This window comes from Vibrio penaeicida (assembly GCF_002933855.1).
GTDB classification, from domain to species: domain Bacteria; phylum Pseudomonadota; class Gammaproteobacteria; order Enterobacterales; family Vibrionaceae; genus Vibrio; species Vibrio penaeicida_A.
In genome coordinates, this window is sequence record NZ_BFAQ01000041.1 from 26,099 (window position 1) to 51,003 (window position 24,905).

Consider the following 24,905-nt stretch of genomic DNA (forward strand, 5'->3'; position numbering starts at 1 on the left):
AGCGCTAGGAGGCTTTTTTGGCAGAATCAGACGGTCAGGAACGCACAGAAGACGCCACGCCCAGGCGGCTAAAACAGGCGAGAGAAAAAGGGCAAGTCGCCCGCTCTAAGGAACTTGCTTCCGTGTCTGTTTTAGTTATTGGGTCTGTGGCGCTAATGTGGTTCGGTGAATCTCTCGCAAGAGGGTTGTTCACGGTGATGTCGCGCCTGTTCTCATTGAGTCGAGAGGAAATCTACGACTTTGGCAAGCTTATCGAAATCATCTTCGGAGCCATGGTTTACCTAATTCTTCCTCTTCTTCTGATTTTGATTACTCTGTTTGTTGCAGCCTTAGCAGGTGCTGCTGGCGTAGGGGGGATCAGCTTTTCGGTTGAAGCCGCGATGCCAAAAGCGTCTAAAATGAACCCACTTAGCGGCCTAAAACGAATGGTTGGTATGCAGAGTTGGGTTGAACTGATTAAATCAATCTTGAAAGTACTGCTGGTCGCGGGCGTTGCGTTTTACTTGATACAAGCGTCTCGTAAAGACTTGTTTCAGCTGAGTTTAGACTTGTTTCCAGCCAACATATTCCATGCTTTGGATATTCTGCTTAACTTCACGTTGCTCATTAGCTGCTCATTGCTGGTCGTGGTTGCCATCGATATCCCTTTCCAAATTTGGCAGCACGCGAATCAGTTAAAAATGACTAAGCAGGAAGTGAAAGATGAATTCAAGGAGACGGAAGGTAAGCCAGAGGTGAAAGGGCGCATTAGAATGCTTCAGCGTGAAATGGCGCAGCGTCGGATGATGGCAGATGTTCCACAGGCCGATGTGATTATAACCAACCCTGAGCACTTCTCTGTTGCGCTTCGCTACAATCAAAAAACCGACAAAGCGCCAATTGTGGTCGCTAAAGGTACTGATCATATCGCGTTGAAAATTCGAGAAATCGCTAGAGAGCACGATATTTACGTCGTCCCTGCACCACCTCTTGCACGTGCACTTTATCATTCGACTGAGCTGGAACAACAAATTCCTGACGGTCTATTTACGGCGGTGGCTCAAGTACTTGCGTACGTATTCCAATTGAAGCAGTTCCGAAAACGAGGCGGAGACCGCCCTACACTAAAAGAGCAGAACATGCCGATTCCACCAGACTTAAGACATTGATAATTCAATACTCTCGCTATCTATCGATAAGACAAATTTTTGACTATTCAAATGGACTGGAATTTGCATAATAGCCTTCACCTTGCGTTTTAACTTATAAATCTTCTATTTAGCTTCTTATGAAATTGAACCTGCCATTTGCAGAAAAACTGCCCAATATGAGTAATCGGGCAATGCCCGCAATAGGGGCTCCGGTACTGGTCCTCGCGACACTGGCGATGATTGTGTTGCCTATGCCTCCGTTTCTGTTGGATTTAATGTTCACGTTCAATATTGCACTCGCAATGGTTGTTTTGTTAGTGACGGTATACACACGTCGCCCTCTCGATTTCGCTGCGTTTCCTACTGTATTGCTGGTTGCTACTTTAATGAGGCTTGCGCTCAACGTGGCTTCTACTCGTGTTGTTTTACTTTATGGTCACGAAGGTCCCGGCGCGGCAGGTAACGTAATCGAAGCCTTTGGTAATGTTGTTATCGGTGGTAACTACGCCGTTGGTTTGGTTGTCTTCCTTATCTTAATGATCATTAACTTCATGGTTGTTACCAAAGGTGCTGGGCGAATTTCAGAGGTAAGCGCTCGATTTACTTTGGATGCATTGCCAGGTAAACAAATGGCGATTGATGCCGATTTGAATGCGGGTCTTATCGATCAGGAACAAGCCAGAACTCGTCGCTTTGAAGTCACCAAAGAAGCCGATTTCTATGGTTCGATGGATGGTGCGTCAAAGTTTGTAAAAGGGGATGCCATTGCTGGTATTTTGATCCTGTTCATCAACATCATCGGCGGTCTATCTATCGGTATGATCCAGCATGATGTGAATTTTGGCGATGCGGTTCAAATATACACATTGCTCACCATTGGTGATGGTTTGGTCGCTCAATTGCCGTCACTCTTGCTCTCGATTGGCGCTGCGATCATGGTGACTCGCCAAAATACTGACGAAGATATGGGACAACAAATGGTGTTCCAGATGTTCGATAACCCTAAAGCGCTGATGATCACAGCAGGCATATTAGGGGTTATGGGTATTGTGCCTGGGATGCCTCACTTTGCTTTCCTACTGTTAGCTATGATTGCGGGCGGTGGTGCTTACTACATTAGCAAAAAACAAAAAGAGGAAGCGAACAAGCCGAAAACGCCAGCGAAACAAGAGGCAGAGCCCGTTTCTCAGAAAGAACTATCTTGGGACGATGTTCAGCCAGTTGACGTAATAGGATTAGAGGTCGGTTATCGCTTAATTCCATTGGTCGATAGAGACCAAGGTGGAGAACTGCTTGAGCGTGTGAAAGGTGTCCGTAAAAAGCTATCACAAGATTTTGGTTTCCTCATACCCGCTGTACACATTCGCGATAATCTCGAACTCCCGCCAAACAGTTATCGCATAACGTTAATGGGTGTGGCAGTGGGAGAAGCCGAAATTCGTGCCGATCAAGAGTTGGCGATTAACCCCGGTCAAGTTTATGGCGTAGTAGAGGGTGAAGCGACAATTGACCCTGCATTTGGCTTAGAAGCCGTGTGGGTGAAAGACGATCAGAAGGAAACGGCTCAAGCTCTAGGCTATACCGTTGTCGATTCGTCAACAGTACTTGCGACTCACTTGAGTCAGCTACTCACAAACAATGCTTCCCAGTTAATTGGTCATGAAGAAGTTCAAAATCTATTGGAAATGCTGGGAAGAAATGCACCGAAATTGGTCGAGAATTTTGTACCGGACCAGCTTCAACTTGGTGTGGTTGTTAAAGTACTACAAAACTTGCTCAATGAAGCCATCCCTATTCGAGATATTCGAACCATTGTTCAAACTTTGTCCGAGTATTCATCAAAGAGTCAAGAACCCGACATACTTACTGCTGCAGTTCGAATTTCACTGAAACGATTAATCGTGCAAGAAATCAATGGGATAGAGCCTGAATTGCCAGTAATTACCTTGATTCCTGAGTTGGAACAAATATTGCATCAAACTATGCAGGCGTCAGGTGGAGAGTCGGCAGGAATTGAACCAGGGTTAGCAGAGCGATTGCAGTCCTCTTTAAGCCAAGCCACGCATGACCAAGAGCTCAAGGGTGAGCCAGCAGTATTACTGACATCAGGTGTATTAAGAACAACACTCGCAAAATTTGTGAAGAACACCATCCCGAACCTAAGGGTGCTTTCCTATCAGGAAATACCGGATGAAAAGCAAATTAGAATTGTTCAGGCCGTCGGAAACTAAACATTGTTAGATTTGGAAAGCGATTTTGAAAATTAAACGATTTTTTGCCAAAGATATGCGCGGTGCGCTGCTTCAAGTGAAAGAAGAGCTTGGATCAGATGCCGTGATCATGTCTAACAAGCGAGTGACTGGCGGCGTTGAAATTGTCGCAGCAATCGACGGTGACAGTGCGGCAAAAAATGGAAATAGAGATTCTAGCCCTTCTCGTGCCTCAAACGACTATTCACAAATGTCATCTACATCAACGAGAAGAGAGCTGAAAGATGACAAAGTCAGCTTAGGCGAGGGGAGCGGCTCAATGACTCGCCGTTTTGCCAATATGCTAAAGCAGTACAGCCAAGAAGCTGACTCAGAAAAAAGTACAGAAGCAGATTCATTGGAAGCGCTGTTAAAACGTCAATCTTCGAACAAAGACTCAGAACCTTACGATCGCCGTCGTTCTTCCGCACCTTCAGGTATGGGGGCTTCTGGTCGCTCGCTTGCTGAAGAGTCAGGGTTGTCTCGATTACTCAAAGATGACTCTTCCACAGAAAGGCGTGCGCCTAAGTTAGATCCTACTCGCTACGACAAAGGTGAAAGAGATACGCGTGATAATGGAAATCCAGAAGAACTGGAGAACATGCGAGAAGAGATGACGTCTATACGTCGCCTACTTGAGCATCAAGTGTCCGGATTAATGTGGCAAGAGGTTGAGCGACGTGAGCCTCTAAGAGCGATGTTAATTAAGCGATTGGAGCGAATGGGTGTTTCTCAGGAGCTTGCAGACCAAATGGCATGCTACATCCCAGAAGACACTCCACCAGTACACGCTTGGAAAGCATTGTTAGGCCTGATTTCAGATCAAGTAACCATTCCTCGTGAAGACATTTTAAAACGCGGTGGCGTTGTGGCTTTGCTCGGACCTACAGGTGTGGGTAAGACAACAACAGTCGCAAAACTGGCAGCGCGAGCGGCTATGGAGTATGGCGCAGACAACGTCGCTTTGGTGACAACAGACACCTATCGTATTGGTGCACACGAACAACTGTCTATTTATGGACGAATTATGGGCTGTCCGGTAAGAGTTGCTAAAGATTCTGAGCAACTTGCCGAAGTCATATATCAGCTTAGAAATCGAAGACTTATCTTAATTGACACTGCTGGGATGGGGCAGAGAGATGTACGACTCTCCGAACAGCTAGATACTCTAATGCAGGAAAGCGGTGAAGTTATTAGCAGCTATCTCGTTTTACCTACAACAGCACAGCGAAAAGTGCTGCAAGAAACCATCGACCATTTTAAACGGATTCCTCTTTCTGGTTGTATTTTGACCAAGTTAGATGAATCCCTGAGCTTAGGAGAGGTTATCAGCGTGGTTATTCAAAATGCCATCCCTGTGGCTTACATTGCCAATGGACAGAGGGTGCCAGAGGATATTGTGATAGCTCAACCTAAGTATATGCTTGCAAAAGCAAATGAGTTGCTAGAGAAGTCAGCGGAAGATGAACCTCACTATTGGAATAGTGAATCGGAAGGACTTTAAGCGGCGGACTACTATGAATAAAAATATGATACAAGATCAAGCCAGCGGCCTCCGTCGCTTAACGCAACCAACTCTTACTAAAGTAATTTCGGTTACTGGTGGTAAAGGCGGTGTTGGTAAAACAAATGTCACTCTTGGTTTAGCTCTTTCAATGGCGCGTCAAGGCAAAAAAGTTGTAGTGTTGGATGCCGATCTCGGGTTAGCCAACGTTGACGTAATGCTAGGTATTAGACCAAAAAGAAACCTAGGGCACGTGTTGGCTGGAGAATGCGAGCTAAAAGACGCCATGGTTGAAGGACCCTTTGGCGTTAAAATTATTCCAGCCACTTCAGGCACTCAAAGCATGACAGAGTTGTCACCAGCCCAACATGCTGGTTTAATTCGTGCTTTCGGTTCTCTTGAAGAAGATATGGATGTACTTCTGATTGATACCGCGGCAGGTATTTCAGATATGGTCGTAAGTTTTTCACGTGCAGCTCAAGATGTCTTGATCGTAGTGTGTGATGAGCCTACATCCATTACAGATGCCTATGCATTAATTAAACTATTAAGTCGTGAACATCAGGTTCAACGCTTTAAAATTGTAGCCAATATGGTAAGAAGTTACCGTGAAGGGCGAGAATTGTTTGCAAAGTTGACCTTGGTCACAGAACGATTTCTCAATGTTAGTCTCGAGCTCGTCGCTTGTATCCCTCTTGATGATAAAGTACGTCAAGCGGTGAAAAAGCAGAAGATTGTGGTGGACGCATTTCCGCGTTCTCCGGCTGCATTGGCTATCAGTTCGTTAGCAAACAAAGCATTAACTTGGCCAATTCCTAAAACTCCGAGTGGACATTTAGAGTTTTTTGTTGAACGCTTACTTAATAACAGAGAAGTAGCAGGAGAGCCTTTTGGTGACTAAGGCGCTGACATACGATCAATTTGGTAACCCAGGAAGCCAGTCAGCTTTTTTGGAGCGTTACTCCGATCTTGTAAAGCGAATTGCCCATCATCTCATTGGTCGATTGCCACCTAGTGTTTTGGTGGATGATCTGATTCAAGCAGGAATGATAGGGTTAATTGAAGCTCAGCAAAACTACGATGGAAGTAAAGGCGCAAGCTTTGAAACCTATGCTGGTATTAGGATTCGCGGCGCTATGTTGGACGAAATGCGACGCGGGGACTGGGTACCAAGATCGGTACATAAGAACAATCGAAGCATCAGTCAGGCAATAAATGAGCTAGAATCACAATTAAACCGTGATCCAACTGATGCAGAAGTAGCCAAACACTTAAATATGTCGCTAGAACAGTACCATAATGCGCTAACTGATATAAACTGTTCACGACTGGTAGGAATTGAAGACCTTGGTGTGTCAGAAGATGCAATATCTCCACACGAAGCGTCCGAAGATAACCTACCATTCAAAGGGGTAGCAGACGAATCTTTCCGACATGCCCTTATTGAAGCTATTAAAACTCTTCCTGAAAGGGAAGCCCTAGTTCTCTCGCTTTATTACGATGAAGAGCTAAATTTAAAAGAAATTGGGGAAGTATTAGATGTCAGCGAATCTCGCGTTAGTCAAATACATAGCCAATCTATGCAACGTTTACGAGCTAAGCTTAGTGCGTGGACACTTAACGAGTAATAACACTGACTTCGACCTCAGTGGAGGCAATTTTGAATAAAAACATGAAGATCCTCATTGTTGACGACTTTTCAACAATGCGCCGTATTGTTAAGAACCTACTTCGTGACCTGGGTTTCAATAACACTCAGGAAGCTGATGATGGTCTTACCGCTTTACCGATGCTCAAGAAAGGCGAATTTGACTTCGTCGTAACGGATTGGAACATGCCTGGAATGCAAGGTATTGATCTGCTCAAGAATATCCGAGCTGATGATGAGCTTAAGCACCTTCCTGTTTTGATGATTACTGCTGAAGCCAAGCGCGAGCAAATTATCGAAGCAGCACAGGCAGGGGTTAACGGTTACATCGTCAAACCTTTTACTGCTGCAACGCTGAAAGAAAAACTAGATAAAATCTTCGAGCGTTTGTAAAGCCATTATTACGCTTATAACAAACACACATACAGAGGCGTTGAAAGGGCAAAAGTAGAATGATTTCTTTAGAGCAAGCGAAAGAGTTGGTTAGCTTGTTGGAAAGCGACAAGCAACAAGAAGCTAACGATCTCGTCAAATCCATTTCAAAGACTATCGAGAACCCAGTGATCCATGAAATTGGAACATTGACTCGTGAATTGCACGATTCTTTAACGCAATTCAAAGTCGATCAGCGAATGAATGAAATCGCTACAGATGAAATCCCTGATGCGAGAGATCGTCTAGAGTATGTGATAGAAAAAACGGAAACCGCAGCAAATAAAACTATGGACGCGGTCGAACGTTCTCTTCCAATGGCTGACAATCTGCATGAACATTTAATGCTGGTTCGCCCTCAATGGAACCGACTTATGAACGGGCGTATTGAGTTGGATGAGTTTAAATCTCTTTGCCATCGAATCGATGAACTGATGACCCAGGTAGAAGGGGATAGCTCTGAGTTAAGAAGCCAATTAACGGAAATTCTTATGGCTCAGGACTTTCAAGACCTTACTGGACAAATCATTAGACGTGTCATTACCTTAGTTCGTGAGGTAGAAGACCGACTTGTCGAAATTTTGACGGCCTTTGGTGTTGAGCAACAAACAGACGAGCACGAAGAGGACAAAGCGAAGAATGGTGCCGAAGCAGAAGGCCCAATTATTAACGCTCACGAGCGTGAAGACGCTGTCGCTTCACAAGACGATGTTGATGACTTGCTGTCGAGTCTTGGCTTCTAGGGGTTATATATGAGTTACGAATTAGACGAAGATATTCTACAGGACTTTTTGGTCGAGGCTGGTGAGATCCTGGAGCTGCTTTCAGAGCAGCTAATAGAACTGGAAAACAATCCAGACGATAAAGATCTGTTGAATGCAATATTCCGTGGTTTCCACACCGTAAAAGGTGGTGCTGGGTTTTTGGCTCTTACCGAGCTGGTAGACGTTTGTCACGGTGCGGAGAATATCTTCGACATTTTACGTAATGGCCAGCGCTCTGTAAGTGCTGAGCTAATGGATACCATTCTGCAAGCACTTGATGCAGTGAACGTCATGTTTGAAGCCGTTCAAGAGAGACAGCCGCTCACGCCTGCAGACCCAGTGTTAATCGAAGAACTTCATCGTTTGTGTAAACCTGAAAGTGCTGATGAAGCTGCCCCTGTCGCTGAAGAGCCTGCTCCAGTCGCGGCTCCTGAACCTGTAGTGGAAACGCCAGCAGCACCCGTATCAAATACATCCACCGATGCAGGGTCAATTGATGAAATAACTCAAGATGAGTTTGAAGCCTTGCTTGATGAATTGCATGGTAAAGGTTCACCATCAGCTTCAAGTAGTACACCAGCGCCTGCACCTGCTCCAACTCCAGCTGCTGACATAGCATCTGGTGGTGATGATATTACCGATGATGAGTTTGAAAAGCTTCTCGATGAGCTGCATGGCTCAGGTGGTAGCCCTACAGGTGGCGCATCTGATTCTCCAGCTCCGGCTCCTGTCACACCAGCCGCTCCTGCACCAGCAGCGCCTTCTGCGGGCATCGGCGGAGACTTAATGACAGATGATGAATTTGAGAACTTGCTTGATCAGCTTCATGGCTCTGGTAAAGGTCCATCTCCAGAAGAACTTGAAGCTGCAACGAACCCAGTAGCTCCAGCTGCAGCAGCACCAAAGCCTGAACCAGCGCCAGCACCAAAAGCTGAGCCTAAACCAGCACCTAAACCGGTTGAGAAGCCTGCCGCTGCAAAACCAGCCGCGCCAGCGAAAGCACAAACACCAGCAGCGGCAAAAGAATCGAAGAAACCACAAGCTGATGCGACCGTTCGTGTTGATACATCAACATTAGATGACATCATGAACATGGTTGGTGAACTTGTATTGGTTCGTAACCGATTGGTTAGCCTAGGTTTGAATAGCAACGACGAAGAAATGTCGAAAGCTGTCGCCAACTTAGATGTCGTTACTGCAGACCTCCAAGGTGCAGTAATGAAAACTCGAATGCAGCCTATCAAGAAAGTATTCGGGCGTTTCCCTCGAGTTGTACGTGATATAGCGCGGACCTTGAAGAAAGATATTGTTCTTGAAATGCGTGGTGAAGAGACCGACCTAGACAAAAACTTGGTTGAGGCACTTGCGGATCCATTGATTCACTTAGTCCGTAACTCGGTTGACCATGGCATAGAAATGCCAGATGTCCGTGTTGAAAACGGTAAATCGCGCACAGGTAAAGTGATACTTTCTGCTTCGCAGGAAGGTGATCATATTGAACTAAGTATTGTAGATGATGGTGGCGGCATGAATGCCGACAAACTCAGAAGCATCGCTGTTGATCGCGGTTTGATGGACGCGGATGCGGCAGGTCGATTGTCGCCTAAAGAGTGTTATAACCTCATCTTCATGCCAGGATTTTCTACCAAAACAGAAATCTCGGATATTTCAGGGCGTGGTGTAGGTATGGACGTGGTAAAAACTGCGATCAATACCTTAAACGGGTCTATCGATATTGACTCAGAAATGGGCAAAGGCACCAAGATTACCATCAAGGTACCGTTAACCCTCGCTATCCTACCGACACTTATGGTGGGCGTTTCTGGACAACCATTCGCACTGCCACTTGCAAGTGTAAATGAGATATTCCATCTAGATTTGAGTAAAACTAACACCGTTGATGGTCAACTTACGATCATTGTTAGAGAAAAATCGATCCCACTGTTCTACCTTCAGCATTGGCTTGTTCCAAGTAGTTCTGATGGAAAGAAAAAGTCAAACCATGGACATGTTGTTATTGTTCAATTGGGCAGTCAGCGTGTTGGGTTTGTCGTGGACTCTTTGATAGGTCAAGAAGAAGTGGTTATCAAACCACTCGATGAATTATTGCAAGGTACACCGGGTATGGCTGGTGCGACAATTACCAGTGATGGTCATATTGCATTGATTCTAGATGTACCAAACTTATTGAAGAAATATGCCACTCGCTCGCATATTTAATTGAAGGGATAATATGGCGGTAAGAGTATTAGTAGTTGATGATTCGAGCTTTTTTCGCAGACGCGTAAGTGAAATTATCAACTCAGATCCGCGCCTAGAAGTAGTGGATATGGCCGTCAATGGTAAAGAAGCTGTTGAAAAAGCCATCAAAATAAAGCCAGATGTAATTACAATGGACATCGAGATGCCTGTCATGGACGGCATCACGGCTGTTCGTGAAATCATGAAGGCGCAACCTACACCAATTTTGATGTTTTCTTCGCTTACTCATGATGGTGCCAAAGCTACTCTAGATGCGCTTGATGCCGGGGCTTTGGATTTTCTTCCTAAGAAATTCGAAGATATCGCTCGTAATCGCGATGAGGCTGTCACCTTATTGCAGCAACGCGTACAAGAAATTTCGCGTAAACGTGCATTTATGCGTCGTCCAATTGCTGGTGCATCCGAAAGTGGCATTTCGGCTGGTGCAGCTGCGCGTACAACTACACGTCCGGCGGCTTCTGCATTGCAAAGGTCGGCTCCAGCTCCGGCGCAAGAACGCAGCCGGTCGGTGAGTGCCAAATTTCGAGCGACGGGTAAGAAATATCAAATTACAGCGATTGGTACTTCTACGGGAGGACCTGTTGCGCTACAAAAGATTCTGACCAAATTGCCTGGTCATTATCCGCACCCTATTGTTCTCATTCAACATATGCCCGCTACATTTACTGCTGCATTTGCCGCTCGTTTAAATTCTTTATGTAAGATTCAGGTGAAAGAAGCAGAAGATGGAGACATCTTAAAGGCTGGCTGTGCGTATCTTGCGCCAGGCGGTAAGCAAATGATGATCGATGGTCGCCCTGGATCTGCAAAGCTGCGAATTATTGATGGTGGCGAGCGGATGAACTATAAGCCCTGCGTGGACGTAACGTTCGGCTCGGCTGCAAAAATCTATCAAGATAAAGTGTTGTCTATGGTACTGACTGGTATGGGAGCAGATGGGCGTGAAGGCGCACGGATGCTTAAAACTGCCGGTGCAACCATTTGGGCACAAGATGAAGAGAGCTGTGTTGTATATGGCATGCCACAGGCTGTGGCAAAAGCGGGCTTATCGACAGAAGATTTGCCTCTGGATCGAATTGCAGAGCGTATTCTGGTCGAAGTTGGACTATCCTAAGGAGCCAATGTGGTAGTTTGGAGCGTTGCTAACCAAAAGGGTGGAGTGGGGAAAACCACTACAACGGTTACTCTTGCTGGGCTGTTAAGCAAGCAAGGGCACCGAGTGCTACTAGTCGATACCGATCCGCATGGATCGTTAACAACTTATTTGGGTTACGACTCCGATGAAGTCCCTTCGAGTTTGTTTGATCTTTTTCAGTTAAGACAAGTTGAAAAATCGAGCGTTCAAGCCTTGATATTGGGCTCGGATATCGAAAATATCGATATTATTCCTGCGCATATGTCGTTAGCGACATTAGACCGTGTTATGGGTAATCGAAGCGGCATGGGGCTGATTCTTAAGAAAGCGCTACTATCTGTTCAAGATGAATATGATTATGTGCTTATAGACTGTCCACCTATTCTTGGTGTCATGATGGTTAATGCGCTCGCGGCAAGTGATAGAATATTAATTCCTGTTCAAACCGAATTCCTCGCCATGAAAGGGCTAGAGAGAATGGTTCGAACATTGGCAATTATGCAGAAGTCGCGCCCAGACCCATTCAAAACCACAATCGTTCCTACGATGTATGATAAACGCACTAACGCCTCCTTGCAGACGTTAACGCAGCTAAAGAAAGGTTACCCAAATCAGGTATGGCCTTCAGCTATCCCTATTGATACAAAATTTAGAGATGCGAGTTTAAAACACCTTCCTGCCTCACACTTTGCATCAGGTAGTCGTGGCGTTTTTGCTTATAAGCAGCTATTACTTTATCTCGAGAGGTTAGCTTTCGATGATTAAAGATTCAGTGCTTTCTAGCGAACAGGCTTTAGATGAATATTTTACCTCGCTTCTTGATGAAGAGGGGTTGTTGTTGTCTGCGGAAGCAGAAGCACTTGATGCCAAAAAAAGGGTGACAGAAGATGCCCAAGCAGACTCTGTCGATCCAACAGTGTCTGTAAACGTAGAGAAGCGGGAAATTGATCTTACTGACGATGTAGCGCCAGAGGATGATATACCGCATTCTGAACCTTCAGAGTATTCTGTAGAATCAACGTCTTTAGCTCAATCGCCTGAAGGATTGGAGTCGGAGCAAGAGAGTTTTGACCTCGACCCTCAACCTGAAGTACAACCTGAGCCTATTCCGTCCTATACTGAAACGGTATACAACGAATTTGAAGCGCCGGATTTGGAAGATGTTCAACGTTTGTTGAGCCAACTCGAATCAACCAATATCGCTGATGAACCGGAAATTGATGAATTAATTGGTCAGAACACAGTCGAGATTGCGACACTTAGCGCTGAAGAGCCTGAGATTACAGTTGTCGATAAAACCGCTGTTGAAGACGTTGACGTTGTTACTCAGTTTGAGCCAGACGAAATTCAAGAATGGGCAGTTGACGAACCAGAGGTAGTATTCGCTGAGCCAGATATCGCTAGTGAAGAACCTGAGATCGTCATTTCAGAGCCAGAGATAAATGTCGATGAGCCTGAAATTGCAAAAGTAGATAGTGCGCCTGAAGTACAACAGCCTATTGTTGAAGAGAAGGTTGAAGAGCCTGAAGTTGAAACCAAAGTTGAAGCTCAAACCGAAACTGGTGGCGATTCAGAGGATACTTGGCACACAGTGGCAAGGCATGAAGCGTTTCAAGTACTCTATTTTGATGTAAATAACGTGACTTTTGCGGTGCCACTAGATGAACTAGGCGGAATTCATCGCAAGAACGAAGAATTGAATCACCTGATTGGTCGACCTGATTGGTATTTGGGTTTACAAACAAGCCGCAAAGACCAACTTGATGTTGTCGATACAGCTAGGTGGGTTATGTCGGAAAAACTGGTTGATAATTCTCATCGTGAGAATTATGAATATATTGTAATGCTGGGCGAAAGCCATTGGGGGCTCGCTGCCAATCAATTGATGGGCACCGAGTGGTTAGAGCCGGAAAAGGTTCGTTGGCGTGAAAGCGCAGGTAAGCGACCTTGGTTGGCAGGCATGGTTAAAGAGAAAATGTGTGCTTTAATTCATGTAGAAGAGTTAGTTTCCATGCTCAATGCCGGGCTGGATGTCAAAGCATTAGACAGTTAGTAGTAGAATTGTCGGTAGCGACACAGATGAGGATAAAACATGTCTCAAGCTAATGAAGTAGAAGTAAGAAAAGACCAAGTTAACGACGAGGTTCTGCAATGGGTAACGTTTCAGCTAGAAGATGAGACTTACGGTATCAACGTAATGCAAGTTCGTGAAGTTTTACGCTACACGGAAATTGCTCCTGTTCCAGGAGCCCCAGATTACGTTCTAGGCATTATCAATTTGCGTGGTAATGTTGTCACTGTTATCGACACTCGTTCTCGTTTTGGCTTAATGCAAGGTGAGATTACAGACAACACTCGTATTATTGTTATCGAATCTGAGCGTCAGGTTATCGGTATTCTTGTCGATAGCGTAGCTGAAGTTGTTTACCTACGTTCTTCTGAAATCGACACTACTCCAAGTGTTGGTACTGATGAAAGTGCTAAATTTATCCAGGGCGTGAGCAACCGTGATGGCAAGCTTCTGATCTTGGTTGATTTGAATAAGCTTCTTTCTGATGAAGAATGGGACGAAATGGCTCACCTATAATGACCGACGAGTTGTATTCTGTTTTACCTTTTGTAGTGGGTGGCTCAGTTTTAGTTGCCTCGCTATTGGTATTGTTTTTTCTCAGAATTCGAAAAAGTGGTCGTCAAAAAATAGATCAGCAACGCCAACAAGTTCGAACTTTGGAAAAAGAACTTCAAAAGACGAACAAACAATTGCTTGAAGTGAGATCCGTAATGGTCGGGCTTGGGCAGAAAGTTGCAGAGCAACAGGATATAATTCAGCACCTAAACGAGCGTATTACTGAGATTGAACATACGGACAGTGATGGTCGATTGTATACCCGAGCGAGCAAGATGGTTCAATTGGGTGCAGGTATAAACGAACTTATTGAAGAGTGCGAGTTACCTAAGGCTGAAGCTGAACTAATGATGTCTTTACAAAATAAGATAGCAGGAAAGGAAAAAGTTCCTCCCCTTAGTGGTCGAACAGCTCCGCGCCGAAGACAAGATCAAAGACGTCCTCAAAAAAACGTAAAATGATCAAAAAGATACTTCTACATAATTAAAAGGAGCCGCTGGCTCCTTTTTTTATTGATCTTCCCATATCGCAATCGCTGTTCTCTCGATTGATACGCCTTATCATTCTGAAAATTACATGATCTAGTAAACATATTTATAAAAATATGACGTTTGATTAACGTTTTTTTACGCTCTTTCATCAATCTTGGTGGAGCATCCTGTTTAGTGCATTTAGCATTGTGCTAAGATATACCCTTAATAAAATCAAGACATTTACCCATGTTACACGTATCCAATCTTACTGCTGTCCGCGATGAAAGAGTGCTGTTCGAAGCGCTCTCTTTTGAGGTTAACCCTGGCGATTTAATCCAAGTAGAAGGGCGAAACGGAACCGGAAAAACAACGCTGCTGCGTATCATAGCTGGTCTTGGGGACTTTGAAGAAGGTTCTATTTGTTGGAAAGGTGAAAGCATATTTTCATCAAGGGAAGAGTACCACTCCGACCTTCTTTTTTTAGGGCATCAAACGGGTGTTAAAAAAGAGCTCAGTGCACAAGAAAACCTAGAGTTCTATATGAACGTCCATCAAGGGTTGAAAGACAAAAAAGCATTATGGAAAGCGTTAGCTCAAGTAGGTCTTGCAGGTCGGGAAGATATACCAGTCGGTAAATTGTCAGCTGGTCAACAAAGGCGAGTAGCATTAGCAAGGTTATGGCTTAGCGAACATCCCCTGTGGATATTAGATGAGCCCTTAACCGCAATCGATAAACAGGGTGTTAAAGTACTAGAATCACTGTTTGTCACTCATGCGCAGAAAGGAGGGATGGTGCTCTTAACCACTCACCAAGATATGTTCGCAGACAACCCTCTTCTCAGAAAAATCAAATTGGGCGAGTAGTCAATGATTGGAGCAATGATATCAATAATAAGGCGTGAACTACTCATTGCCTTTCGTCGTCAGGCGGACATTCTTAATCCACTTTGGTTTTTCATTATCGTCGTTACTTTATTTCCTTTAAGTATCGGTCCCGAGCCAAATTTACTTGCAAGGATATCATCCGGCGTCGTTTGGGTTGCAGCGTTATTGTCTGCATTGCTTTCATTAGAAAGACTCTTTCGAGATGATTTTCAAGATGGAGCACTGGAACAGATGATGTTGATGCCTGTTCCTTTACCGTTGGCGGTAATGGCAAAAGTTATCGCGCATTGGATTTTGACCGGAGTACCACTGATACTCATTAGCCCGTTGTTGGCAATCTTATTGTCTCTAGACTTTAATACTTGGAGTGCCGTGGTTTTAACACTTCTAGTGGGTACACCAACATTAAGTTTCATTGGCGCAATAGGTGTAGCTCTTACTGTTGGATTGCAGAAGGGTGGCGTTCTTTTAAGTTTACTCGTATTGCCTCTGTATATCCCGATACTGATTTTTGCGACCTCAGCGATAGATGCAGCAGGTTTGGGGGTCGCGTATAACGGTCAAATTGCCATACTGGGGGCAATGCTGGCTGGTGCAGCAACGCTAACGCCTTTTGCGATAAGTGCATCATTGCGCATAAGCGTCAATTGATATTGAACAAGTTTTTTTAGTTAACATTCCGTTAAAGTGTCAGGAATGTGCTACAGCTTTTTAAGTAACACATATAAATAATTAATATTACAACTTCCAAAGACCTAACCGTCTTAAAAAAGGAAGCCCTAGAAGTAAGAGTGAGACCTTAACCATGTGGAAATGGCTACATCCCTATGCCAAGCCCGAGAAAGCCTACCGGCTAAGCGATAAGCTTCTGCCCTGGTTTTCCATCTTGGCTGCCGTCTTTTTAGTCTCTGGTACCATCTGGGGGTTAGCGTATGCGCCTTCTGATTATCAACAAGGAGACAGTTTCCGGATAATCTATATTCACGTTCCTTCGGCAATTTGGTCGATGGGTGTGTATATGTCGATGGCAATCGCAGCCTTTATTGGTCTTGTTTGGCAATTACGTTTGTCGGACATGGCAGCAGCGGCAATGGCACCTATCGGCGCTGTTTATACTTTTATTGCACTGGTTACTGGTGCGGTATGGGGTAAGCCAATGTGGGGCACATGGTGGGTATGGGATGCACGATTAACTTCCGAATTGATTCTTCTATTTTTATACCTTGGTGTAATCGCACTTTATCACGCATTTGATGACCAAAAGACAGGCGCTAAAGCGGCCGGTATTCTGGCCATTGTGGGGGTGATTAACCTTCCAATCATTCACTTTTCTGTTGAATGGTGGAATACCTTACACCAAGGCGCAACGATAACAAAATTCGCTAAACCGTCGATATCTAACGATATGCTTTGGCCGTTGCTGTTGAATATTTTGGGGTTCGCTTTTTTCTTCGGTGCAGTCACAATGATCCGATTCAAAAACGAAATTATTAGCAAAGAAAGCCATCGTCCTTGGGTACAAGCCTTGGCGTCGTCTCCAGCCAGTACTAAGGAGTAGACAATGCATTTTGAATCTATCAGTGATTTTTTCGCCATGGGTGGCTATGCGTCCTACGTATGGGGGGCATTTGGTATTACGTTTCTTTCCATGTTGATTCTTCTGTTTAGCAGCATCAAACGAGGTAGAAATCTAATGAATGAAGTAAATGCCAAGATCGATCGCCAAGCGCGAATTGATGCCGCTAAGAATTTGGAGAATACCCTATGAATCCAAGACGTAAAAAGAGGCTCGGTCTTGTTCTTGCCCTAGTACTTGGCTTAAGTGCCACCATTGGTTTGATGCTGTATGCATTGAACCAGAATATGGATCTATTCTACACACCAACTGAACTTGTTAATGGTAAGCCAGATGGTTCCAAACCCGAAGTCGGTCAGCGCCTAAGAATTGGTGGGATGGTCGTGAAAGGTTCTGTTTCTCGCGATTCTCAGTCGCTTAGAGTGCAGTTTGATTTAGCTGATGTTGGCCCAAAAGTCACGATTCTGTATGACGGAATTCTTCCGGATCTGTTCCGTGAAGGTCAAGGTATTGTCGCACAAGGTGTCTTAAAAGATGCAACGACGATTGAAGCATTTGAAGTCTTAGCGAAACATGACGAAGAGTACATGCCACCGGAAATTGCAGAAGCGATGAAGAAAGTGCATGAACCTTTGGAATATACAGATGCACAAAAATCGGAGAGCACACAATGATCGCTGAATTTGGGCATTTTGCTCTAATAGTGTCTCTTGGCTTTGCGGTATTGCTAAGCCTACTTCCTCTGGTTGGTGCCACAAAAAACAATATCACGCTTATGAACACCGCAAGACCGCTGTCTTGGGGAATGTTCTTGCTCATTCTCGTCTCATTTTTTGTGCTTCTTTGGGCATTTTATACCAATGACTTCACTCTTACGTATGTTGCAACTAACTCAAATAGTTTACTTCCTTGGTACTATCGCCTAACCGCTGTATGGGGAGCCCATGAAGGTTCACTGCTTCTGTGGGTGTTGATTCAAGCAGCATGGACGGTTGCGGTTGCGACATTTAGCCGCGGAATGCCACAAGAATCGGTTGCACGTGTTTTAGCCGTAATGGGAATGATCACTGTAGGATTCCTACTGTTTATTATCGTTACTTCAAACCCGTTTCTTCGCACGTTGCCATTCTTTCCTGTTGATGGGCGTGATTTAAACCCTCTACTTCAAGATCCAGGTTTAATTATTCACCCGCCAATGCTTTACATGGGGTATGTCGGCTTTTCAGTCGCGTTTTCATTCGCAATTGCTTCTTTGATGACTGGACGGTTAGATACCGCTTGGGCACGTTGGTCGAGACCGTGGACTACCGCAGCTTGGCTGTTTTTAACTTTAGGTATTGCATTGGGTTCTTGGTGGGCTTACTACGAACTTGGCTGGGGTGGCTGGTGGTTCTGGGACCCGGTAGAAAATGCCTCTTTCATGCCTTGGTTAGCGGGTACAGCGTTGATGCATTCTCTGGCTGTAACGGAAAAACGCGGAACATTTAAAGCGTGGACGGTGCTATTAGCGATTTCTGCATTCTCACTGAGTTTACTAGGCACATTCCTTGTACGTTCAGGTATTTTGGTCTCTGTGCATGCATTTGCGTCTGATCCTGCTCGCGGTATGTTCATTTTAGGGTTCTTGGTGTTCATTATCGGTGGTTCGTTATTGCTGTTTGCGCTGAAAGGTTCATCTGTCCGGGTACGTGGCAGTTTCGCTTTGTTTTCCCGTGAGAATGTCCTACTTGCCAATAATGTAATTCTCGTTGCAGCTTTGGTGGTGGTTCTTGTCGGTACTTTGCTTCCCTTGGTCCATAAGCAATTGGGTTTAGGTTCAGTTTCTATCGGTGCACCTTTCTTCAATATGTTGTTCACGTGGTTGATGGTGCCTTTTGCTTTCTTGTTGGGTATCGGGCCACTGGTACGATGGAAGCGTGACGATCTTAGTAGCCTTAAAAAGCCGATGGCAGTGTCAGGTATTATCTCTTTAGTGCTTGGTGCAGCATTTGTATTCCTTCTCGCGGATTCTTTTGAAGCGCTAGCGTATCTAGGTTGGGTGATGGCAATTTGGATCATCGCGATGCATGGTTTTGAACTGCATCAAAGAGCAACCCACCGACACAGCTTTAGCGTGGGTATTAAAAAGCTCCAACGAAGCCATTGGGCGATGATGCTTGGTCATATAGGTATGGCGATTACCGTGATTGGTATTGCTATGGTACAGAACTACAGCATTGAGCGTGATGTGCGTCTAGCGCCAGGAGAAAACTTCCAAATCCAAGGGTATAACTTCTATTTCCAAGGTTTACGCGATAACGATGGACCGAACTACGATGGTTATATCGCAGATTTTGAAATCACGAAAGATGGTCGGTTTGTGAACGTTCTTCATGCAGAAAAGCGTTTCTACAACACGGCAAAATCCATGATGACAGAAGCAGCGATAGATCGTGGCGTCACACGTGATTTGTATATCGCAATGGGTGAAAGGTTGGACGACGGTGATGCATGGGCTGTGCGCATTTATTACAAACCTTTTGTTCGGTGGATTTGGCTTGGCAGTTTATTCATGACCTTTGGTGGCATCGTGGCAATCAGTGATAAGCGATATCGATTCCGAAAGCCTTCTAAAAGAGCAACCGAGCTGAAAGAGAAGGAAGCCTAAATGAATCGAAATATACTTTTTGCTCCACTGGCTTTCTTTTTGATACTGGTCGCCGTGTTTGCTACTCAGTTAAGCCGCAATGCAGGCGGGGATGACCCAACAAAATTAGAGTCAGTATTGATTGGTCAGCCTGTTCCCAAGTTTAAGCTTGAAGACTTAGCCGAGCCAGGTCGATTGTATGAACAAGATATCTTCGTCGGTGAACCATTACTTATTAATGTTTGGGCAACTTGGTGTCCGACATGCTATGCCGAGCATAAATACCTAAATGAGTTAGCGGCTAACGGCGTGAAGATTATTGGTCTTAATTACAAAGACAACCGTGAAAAAGCGGTGCAATGGCTAAATGAATTAGGTAACCCTTACTTGATCAGTTTGTTTGATGGTAACGGTATGCTTGGCTTGGACCTAGGCGTATACGGGGCACCAGAAACCTATATCGTTGATGCAAATGGTGTTATTCAGTATCGACACGTTGGTGATGTAAACGTGAAAAATTGGAAAGAAATATTGCAACCAATTTATCAACGGTTAGTGGAGGAGTCAGCGAAATGATTAAGCAATTACGCAGTGTATTCCTTGCTATCGCTTTGTTCGCCTTACCTACATTGGCGAGCATAGAAATATACGAGTTTGATTCTGTTGAGCAGGAACAGTTATTCAAAGAACTAGGGCACACGTTACGTTGCCCTAAGTGCCAAAACAACTCTATTGGCGATTCTAACGCTGCCTTAGCGCAAGATCTCCGCCTGAAAGTTTACGAGATGTTGAAAGAAGGGAAAACGGAGCAGGAAATCATTGACTACATGATTGCCCGCTACGGGAATTTTGTTACCTATAACCCACCAATTACAGTGGTTACATCCATATTGTGGCTTGGACCCATTGGCGTATTGGTTATTGGGTTTGGGTTTATCGTTTTAAGAAGCCGCCGTAAACCTTCCCGTCAAGATTCCGTGAAATCTGCCGACTGGGATGCAGAAAGAGAAGCGCAGCTACAAGCCTTGCTTAAAGAAGAATCTGAAACGGGAGATGAGCGAAAATGACTTTTTTCTGGATAGCTACAGCGGTCATCATTGCTATCTCTAGCGTGCTTATTGCTTTTCCTTTGGTTCAGAGACGCACTGTCGATGACGACGCGCGGCGTGATGAACTTAACAAAGCTTTCTACAAAGATCGTTTAGGCGAACTAGAAGAAGAAGCAAAAGAAGGGCTAGTTGAGAATCAGGATGATTTAATTGCTGATCTTAAACAAACGTTGTTAGACGATGTTCCTAAAGCAAAGAAAAACGAAGCGACAACTCAGATTTCTACATTAGCCGTAGCGATTCCGTCGGTATTATTTGTAGTGGTGTTGTCTTACGGGGTGTATTACCAGTTTGGTGGGTCTCAGAAAGTACTGGATTGGCATCAAGCCGATAGCAACCTTCCTGCTCTTACCAAGAAGCTGATGTCGCCAGAAGGTCAAGCACTCACAGAAGACGAGATGCAGGATTTGACACTCGCTCTTCGTACTCGCTTACATCATCAACCGGACGACTCAACTGGTTGGATGCTTTTAGGGCGTATTGCATTGGCAAATAGAGATGTGACTACCGCGATAGGCGCCATGAAAAAAGCCTATCGCATTGAACCTAAAGATTCCGATATTCAGCTAGGATATGCGCAAGCGTTGATGCTTTCATCTGATGAAGTGGACCAGAATAAAGCTCGTTCTTTGTTACACCGATTAGTTAAACAAGATCGAGTCGATTTACGAGTTCTTTCACTGCTAGCGTTTGATTCTTTTGAGCGCAGTGATTACGCCGCAGCTATTCGTTATTGGGGAGCAATGCAACAGATGATTGGTCCAGAAGATAACCGGTATGAAATGTTGGGTCGCAGTATTCAAAACGCAAAGCTTAAATTGGGAGAAACCGCTGCGGTTGCAGGTAAATCGGTTCAAGTCAGCATAGCGTTAGCCGATGAAGTGAGCCCTGATCCTAATGCTGTATTGATCGTATCAGTTCACAGAGCCGATGGAAGCCCAATGCCAGTCGCTGCTGCGCGTTATCCACTGGGATCTTTTCCTAGAACAGTCGTGCTTGATGACGGAAATAGCATGATACAAGGCATTAAACTGTCTAGCTTGGATGAGCTTGTCGTGAAAGCTCGAATTGATGCGGATGGTAATGTTGCTAGCCGAGATGGGGATTGGCATGGGCAAAGTGATATTGCTAAATTAGGAGATAATGTTGCTTTAACAATAGATAAACGTTATTAATGGTATTGTTTTGTGTTTGGCGTCGTTATCAATTCAAGTTGATGAATAATATGAAATCATTAGAATAAAGAGAATTACTTGAGTACGCTAAGAATTGATAATATACCCAAGTGACCTCAAGATGCTGAATTCAGAGCCTCATATTCTGTTCCAGTTCAAGGAGAAGAACGTAGTGGAATGACCAGTCCTTTCCAAGTTATTTGACGATGAAATGGGAAAGAATATGGGCTCCCAAGGGCGAGTTTAACTGGCTTTCATACTTCGTTACCGATTTTTGATTTAGAATGACTAGAACTTCAAATCGGTGTCTTGTCTGGAAGCCAGTTAATTCTCGCTGAACCAAGCGCCTTGAGGTGACTTGGGTATTAGACCGGCAGAAGCCGGTCTTTGTTTTTGGTAAAGGACTATGTTGTTGAATAAAGTTAGTTCCTGGCTATTAGTGTTATTAGCCTCTTTTTTAGTCGGTTGTTCTTCTGTACCAGAGGATGAGCATGACGGTCTTTCTCATCCGAATGATCCGTTTGAAAGCTTTAACCGAACAATGTTTGATATCAATTATGATTATCTTGATCCTTATATTGTTCGCCCAGTGTCGGTTGCCTATGTTGAAACGGTGCCCGAGCCAGTTCGTGGCGGGATTGGTAACTTTCTCGCGAATCTTGATGAACCAGCCAGTATGGTCAACAACCTTTTAATGGGCGAGGGTGAACAAGCGCTTACAAACTTCAATCGCTTTTGGATCAACTCGACATTGGGCTTATTGGGGTTCATTGATGTCGCATCCGCTGCTGGTATAACACAACAAGATGACCGTGCATTCAGTGATATGCTGGGTTACCACGGCGTGGGGCATGGTCCATATTTTATGGTGCCCGGGTATGGACCAATAACATTACGGAAAACAACGGATACTGTTGATGGCATGTATGTTCCGTTGTCTTATTTGAATTTTTGGGCAGGTCTTGGGAAGTGGGCTCTAGAAGGCTTGGAAAAACGTTACCTGTTGATTCCACAAGAAGGTACGCTGGAGTCGTCACCGGATCCGTACGCGTTGTCTCGTGACGTATATCTACAACGACGCGATTTCAAAGCGGGAATCACGGAAACAGTAGAAGAAGAGGAAGAAGATTTCTTAGACGACTACTTAGATGAAGAGTTTGATTAGATGAAGAATTTGATGAGTAGCTTGATTAGGCAAAAAGCTTAAGTAAAACCTACAGACTTCACAAATTTGAAAGCCTGACGATAAATCGTCAGGCTTTTTTCGTACCAAACCGTCGTATACCAAGGAATCTCATTGTCGGGTCAAAAATCTCTCTATACTCACCTTAAAAGTAGAATAAATCTCGGGTATAGACCTTTGATCATATTACGGTTAGATAACCCAATGCAGGAAATGTATGTCAGAAACTAGCGATGTCGGAAAACCAGATCAAGTCAGCAAAAATAATCGAGAATTAGAGAATCAAGCGCGTGAAAGTGGCTGGAATACGATTCAGAAAATTTCCCCCTATTTGTGGCCAAAGAACAAACCATGGGTGAAACGCAGAGTTGTCATAGCGATGATTGCTCTTGGTTTATCCAAGTTGGTAGCCGTATTCACTCCGTTTTTGTACAAAGCGGTCGTCGATATAATGGCGACAGAAAATGATTCACCAGAGTGGTTGTTGGCCTTAGGAGCTGCTGGGTTAGTCGTCGCGTATGGAATGAACCAAGTTTTAAAAATCGGTTTTGAAGAAATACGTAATGTCGTTTTCGCAAAAGTAGGGCAACACGCTCTCCGCTCTGTCGCCCTAGAAACTATATCGCACATTCATCGCCTTTCTCTTCGCTACCACCTTACGCGGAAAACGGGTGGCTTAAGCCGAGTAATGGAGCGTGGAGTAAAAGGCATAGAGTTTTTGCTTAGGTTCATGCTCTTTAGCATCGGTCCGCTCATTCTTGAGCTATTGCTCATTTCTCTTATTTTGCTGTTCGCTTTTGATTTCTGGTACTTGCTGGTGGTGAGCTTAACCGTTGTTATTTACATCGTGTTTACTGCAAAGGTTACGGAATGGCGGGTGCGAATTCGTAAAGAAATGAACGACAAAGACAAAGATGCGAACCAAAAAGCGATCGACAGCTTACTTAATTTTGAAACGGTTAAGTATTTTGGTGCGGAGAAGCGAGAGGCAAAACGTTACGACCAATCAATGGAGGGCTTTGAAGCGGCATCGATAAAAACAGTGAATTCGTTAGCCTTACTCAACCTAGGGCAAGCCCTTTTGCTAAATGGCGGTATGATACTCGCCTTGTTGCTTGCCGTTAGAGATGTGAATTCCGGAGTATTGACTGTGGGTGGTTTTGTAATGGTCAACGCTTACATGATGCAAGTCATGATGCCGTTAAACTTCCTTGGGTTCGTGTATCGAGAGATTCGCCAGTCATTGATAGATATGGGGGAGATGTTTGAATTACTTCGTCAAGAACCGGACGTGAAAGACAAAGAAAATGCACCCGATTTGGCGGTTTCAACTGGAGAGTTAAGTTTTAAGAACATCGATTTCTTTTATGAATCACAGCGCCAAATTTTAAATGATGTGAGCGTTGCGGTAAGCGCTGGGAAGACGGTAGCCATAGTAGGTTCTTCTGGATCAGGAAAATCGACCTTAGGAAGGCTTCTGTTTCGATTTTACGACGTAAGTAGCGGTACTATCCTAATAGATGGTCAAGACATACGAGACGTGACTCAAGACAGCTTACATAGCGCGATTGGCGTTGTTCCGCAAGATACCGTACTTTTCAACGATACCATCCAATACAATATTGCTTACGGAAGACCTTCTGCTTCACAAGCTGACATTGTTGAAGCGGCCAAGGCGGCCAAGATACACCATTTCATTGAACAGTTGCCAGATGGTTATCAGACCCAAGTGGGTGAGCGAGGGTTAAAGCTTTCAGGTGGAGAAAAGCAGCGCGTAGGCATTGCAAGAACATTGCTAAAAAACCCGCCTATCTTGCTGCTTGATGAAGCGACCTCTGCCTTAGACACAGAAACAGAAAGAGAAATACAGGAGAGTTTGAAACTGATGTCTAAAGGGAGAACAGTGATCACTATCGCGCATCGTCTTTCGACCATAGTGGACGCTGATACAATCGTTGTGCTGTCACAAGGGAAGGTTTTGGAGCAGGGAACCCATCAAATATTGCTGGATTTAAAGGGGCAATATGCCCAAATGTGGCAAAGCCAACTTAAAGAAGCCTAATTTTAGTTTCAATAAACTCAATACAAACAAAAAAGAGTTGGTGCAATACCAACTCTTTTATTCAAC

Annotated in this window: 24 protein-coding genes; all 24 read left to right on the forward strand. The window is 44.5% G+C overall.

The window, feature by feature from the left end; translation table 11 throughout:
• Positions 1-17: 17 nt before the first annotated feature.
• The 24 genes from flhB (at position 18) to VPNCDNU1_RS21745 (ending at position 24,839) form a co-directional block, all read left to right on the forward strand.
• The gene (flhB, locus tag VPNCDNU1_RS21630) at positions 18-1,148 is read left to right on the forward strand and encodes a flagellar biosynthesis protein FlhB (protein WP_104402266.1); all 1,131 of its coding nucleotides are present in this window, start codon (positions 18-20) and stop codon (positions 1,146-1,148) included.
• 119 nt (positions 1,149-1,267) lie between these two features.
• Positions 1,268-3,361: a flagellar biosynthesis protein FlhA gene (flhA, locus tag VPNCDNU1_RS21635; protein ID WP_104402267.1), complete on the forward strand. Its 2,094-nt coding sequence runs from the start codon at positions 1,268-1,270 to the stop codon at positions 3,359-3,361.
• Between the two features lie 25 nt (positions 3,362-3,386).
• Positions 3,387-4,883 (forward strand): flagellar biosynthesis protein FlhF, encoded by a 1,497-nt coding sequence (gene flhF, locus VPNCDNU1_RS21640; RefSeq protein WP_104402268.1) that lies wholly within the window; start codon positions 3,387-3,389, stop codon positions 4,881-4,883.
• Between the two features lie 13 nt (positions 4,884-4,896).
• Entirely contained in the window at positions 4,897-5,784 is an 888-nt protein-coding gene (locus VPNCDNU1_RS21645; RefSeq protein WP_101112794.1) for a MinD/ParA family protein, read from the forward strand.
• Complete coding sequence (locus tag VPNCDNU1_RS21650; protein ID WP_104402269.1) at positions 5,777-6,511, forward strand: RNA polymerase sigma factor FliA; 735 nt, start codon at positions 5,777-5,779, stop codon at positions 6,509-6,511. The genes VPNCDNU1_RS21645 and VPNCDNU1_RS21650 overlap by 8 nt, the downstream gene beginning before the upstream one ends.
• A 44-nt stretch (positions 6,512-6,555) precedes the next feature.
• Entirely contained in the window at positions 6,556-6,924 is a 369-nt protein-coding gene (cheY, locus tag VPNCDNU1_RS21655) for a chemotaxis response regulator CheY (protein WP_000697871.1), read from the forward strand.
• 59 nt (positions 6,925-6,983) lie between these two features.
• On the forward strand, positions 6,984-7,706 hold the full coding sequence (locus VPNCDNU1_RS21660; RefSeq protein ID WP_104402270.1) for a protein phosphatase CheZ: 723 nt from the start codon (positions 6,984-6,986) through the stop codon (positions 7,704-7,706).
• Between the two features lie 9 nt (positions 7,707-7,715).
• Complete coding sequence (locus VPNCDNU1_RS21665; protein WP_104402271.1) at positions 7,716-9,947, forward strand: chemotaxis protein CheA; 2,232 nt, start codon at positions 7,716-7,718, stop codon at positions 9,945-9,947.
• Between the two features lie 13 nt (positions 9,948-9,960).
• On the forward strand, positions 9,961-11,103 hold the full coding sequence (locus VPNCDNU1_RS21670) for a protein-glutamate methylesterase/protein-glutamine glutaminase (protein WP_104402272.1): 1,143 nt from the start codon (positions 9,961-9,963) through the stop codon (positions 11,101-11,103).
• A gap of 9 nt (positions 11,104-11,112) precedes the next feature.
• The gene (locus VPNCDNU1_RS21675; protein ID WP_104402273.1) at positions 11,113-11,889 is read left to right on the forward strand and encodes a ParA family protein; all 777 of its coding nucleotides are present in this window, start codon (positions 11,113-11,115) and stop codon (positions 11,887-11,889) included.
• A complete protein-coding gene (locus VPNCDNU1_RS21680; protein WP_104402274.1) occupies positions 11,882-13,177 on the forward strand; it encodes a chemotaxis protein CheW in 1,296 nt (431 codons plus the stop codon). The genes VPNCDNU1_RS21675 and VPNCDNU1_RS21680 overlap by 8 nt, the downstream gene beginning before the upstream one ends.
• A gap of 39 nt (positions 13,178-13,216) precedes the next feature.
• Positions 13,217-13,711, forward strand: coding sequence for a chemotaxis protein CheW (locus VPNCDNU1_RS21685; RefSeq protein WP_101112766.1), 495 nt, complete (start codon positions 13,217-13,219; stop codon positions 13,709-13,711).
• On the forward strand, positions 13,711-14,211 hold the full coding sequence (locus tag VPNCDNU1_RS21690) for a DUF2802 domain-containing protein (RefSeq protein ID WP_104402275.1): 501 nt from the start codon (positions 13,711-13,713) through the stop codon (positions 14,209-14,211). Before VPNCDNU1_RS21685 ends, VPNCDNU1_RS21690 begins: the two co-directional genes overlap by 1 nt.
• A gap of 258 nt (positions 14,212-14,469) precedes the next feature.
• Positions 14,470-15,087, forward strand: coding sequence for a cytochrome c biogenesis heme-transporting ATPase CcmA (gene ccmA / locus VPNCDNU1_RS21695; protein ID WP_104402276.1), 618 nt, complete (start codon positions 14,470-14,472; stop codon positions 15,085-15,087).
• A gap of 3 nt (positions 15,088-15,090) precedes the next feature.
• Complete coding sequence (gene ccmB, locus VPNCDNU1_RS21700) at positions 15,091-15,759, forward strand: heme exporter protein CcmB (protein WP_104402277.1); 669 nt, start codon at positions 15,091-15,093, stop codon at positions 15,757-15,759.
• A 154-nt stretch (positions 15,760-15,913) separates the two neighbouring features.
• A complete protein-coding gene (locus VPNCDNU1_RS21705; protein ID WP_104402278.1) occupies positions 15,914-16,666 on the forward strand; it encodes a heme ABC transporter permease in 753 nt (250 codons plus the stop codon).
• A gap of 3 nt (positions 16,667-16,669) precedes the next feature.
• Positions 16,670-16,876, forward strand: a complete 207-nt coding sequence (gene ccmD / locus VPNCDNU1_RS21710; protein ID WP_104402279.1) for a heme exporter protein CcmD — start codon at positions 16,670-16,672, stop codon at positions 16,874-16,876.
• A complete protein-coding gene (gene ccmE / locus VPNCDNU1_RS21715; RefSeq protein ID WP_104402280.1) occupies positions 16,873-17,358 on the forward strand; it encodes a cytochrome c maturation protein CcmE in 486 nt (161 codons plus the stop codon). Before ccmD ends, ccmE begins: the two co-directional genes overlap by 4 nt.
• On the forward strand, positions 17,355-19,331 hold the full coding sequence (locus VPNCDNU1_RS21720; RefSeq protein WP_104402281.1) for a heme lyase CcmF/NrfE family subunit: 1,977 nt from the start codon (positions 17,355-17,357) through the stop codon (positions 19,329-19,331). The genes ccmE and VPNCDNU1_RS21720 overlap by 4 nt, the downstream gene beginning before the upstream one ends.
• The gene (locus VPNCDNU1_RS21725) at positions 19,332-19,886 is read left to right on the forward strand and encodes a DsbE family thiol:disulfide interchange protein (RefSeq protein ID WP_104402282.1); all 555 of its coding nucleotides are present in this window, start codon (positions 19,332-19,334) and stop codon (positions 19,884-19,886) included. It abuts the gene before it with no gap.
• Entirely contained in the window at positions 19,883-20,377 is a 495-nt protein-coding gene (locus tag VPNCDNU1_RS21730; protein ID WP_104402283.1) for a cytochrome c-type biogenesis protein, read from the forward strand. The genes VPNCDNU1_RS21725 and VPNCDNU1_RS21730 overlap by 4 nt, the downstream gene beginning before the upstream one ends.
• Positions 20,374-21,594 carry a c-type cytochrome biogenesis protein CcmI gene (ccmI, locus tag VPNCDNU1_RS21735; protein WP_104402284.1) on the forward strand — a complete coding sequence of 407 codons (1,221 nt, stop codon included), beginning with the start codon at positions 20,374-20,376 and terminating at the stop codon, positions 21,592-21,594. The genes VPNCDNU1_RS21730 and ccmI overlap by 4 nt, the downstream gene beginning before the upstream one ends.
• Before the next feature lie 406 nt (positions 21,595-22,000).
• The gene (locus tag VPNCDNU1_RS21740; protein WP_104402285.1) at positions 22,001-22,759 is read left to right on the forward strand and encodes an MlaA family lipoprotein; all 759 of its coding nucleotides are present in this window, start codon (positions 22,001-22,003) and stop codon (positions 22,757-22,759) included.
• Positions 22,760-22,994: 235 nt separating this feature from the next.
• A complete protein-coding gene (locus VPNCDNU1_RS21745) occupies positions 22,995-24,839 on the forward strand; it encodes an ABCB family ABC transporter ATP-binding protein/permease (protein ID WP_104402286.1) in 1,845 nt (614 codons plus the stop codon).
• Positions 24,840-24,905 lie beyond the last annotated feature (66 nt).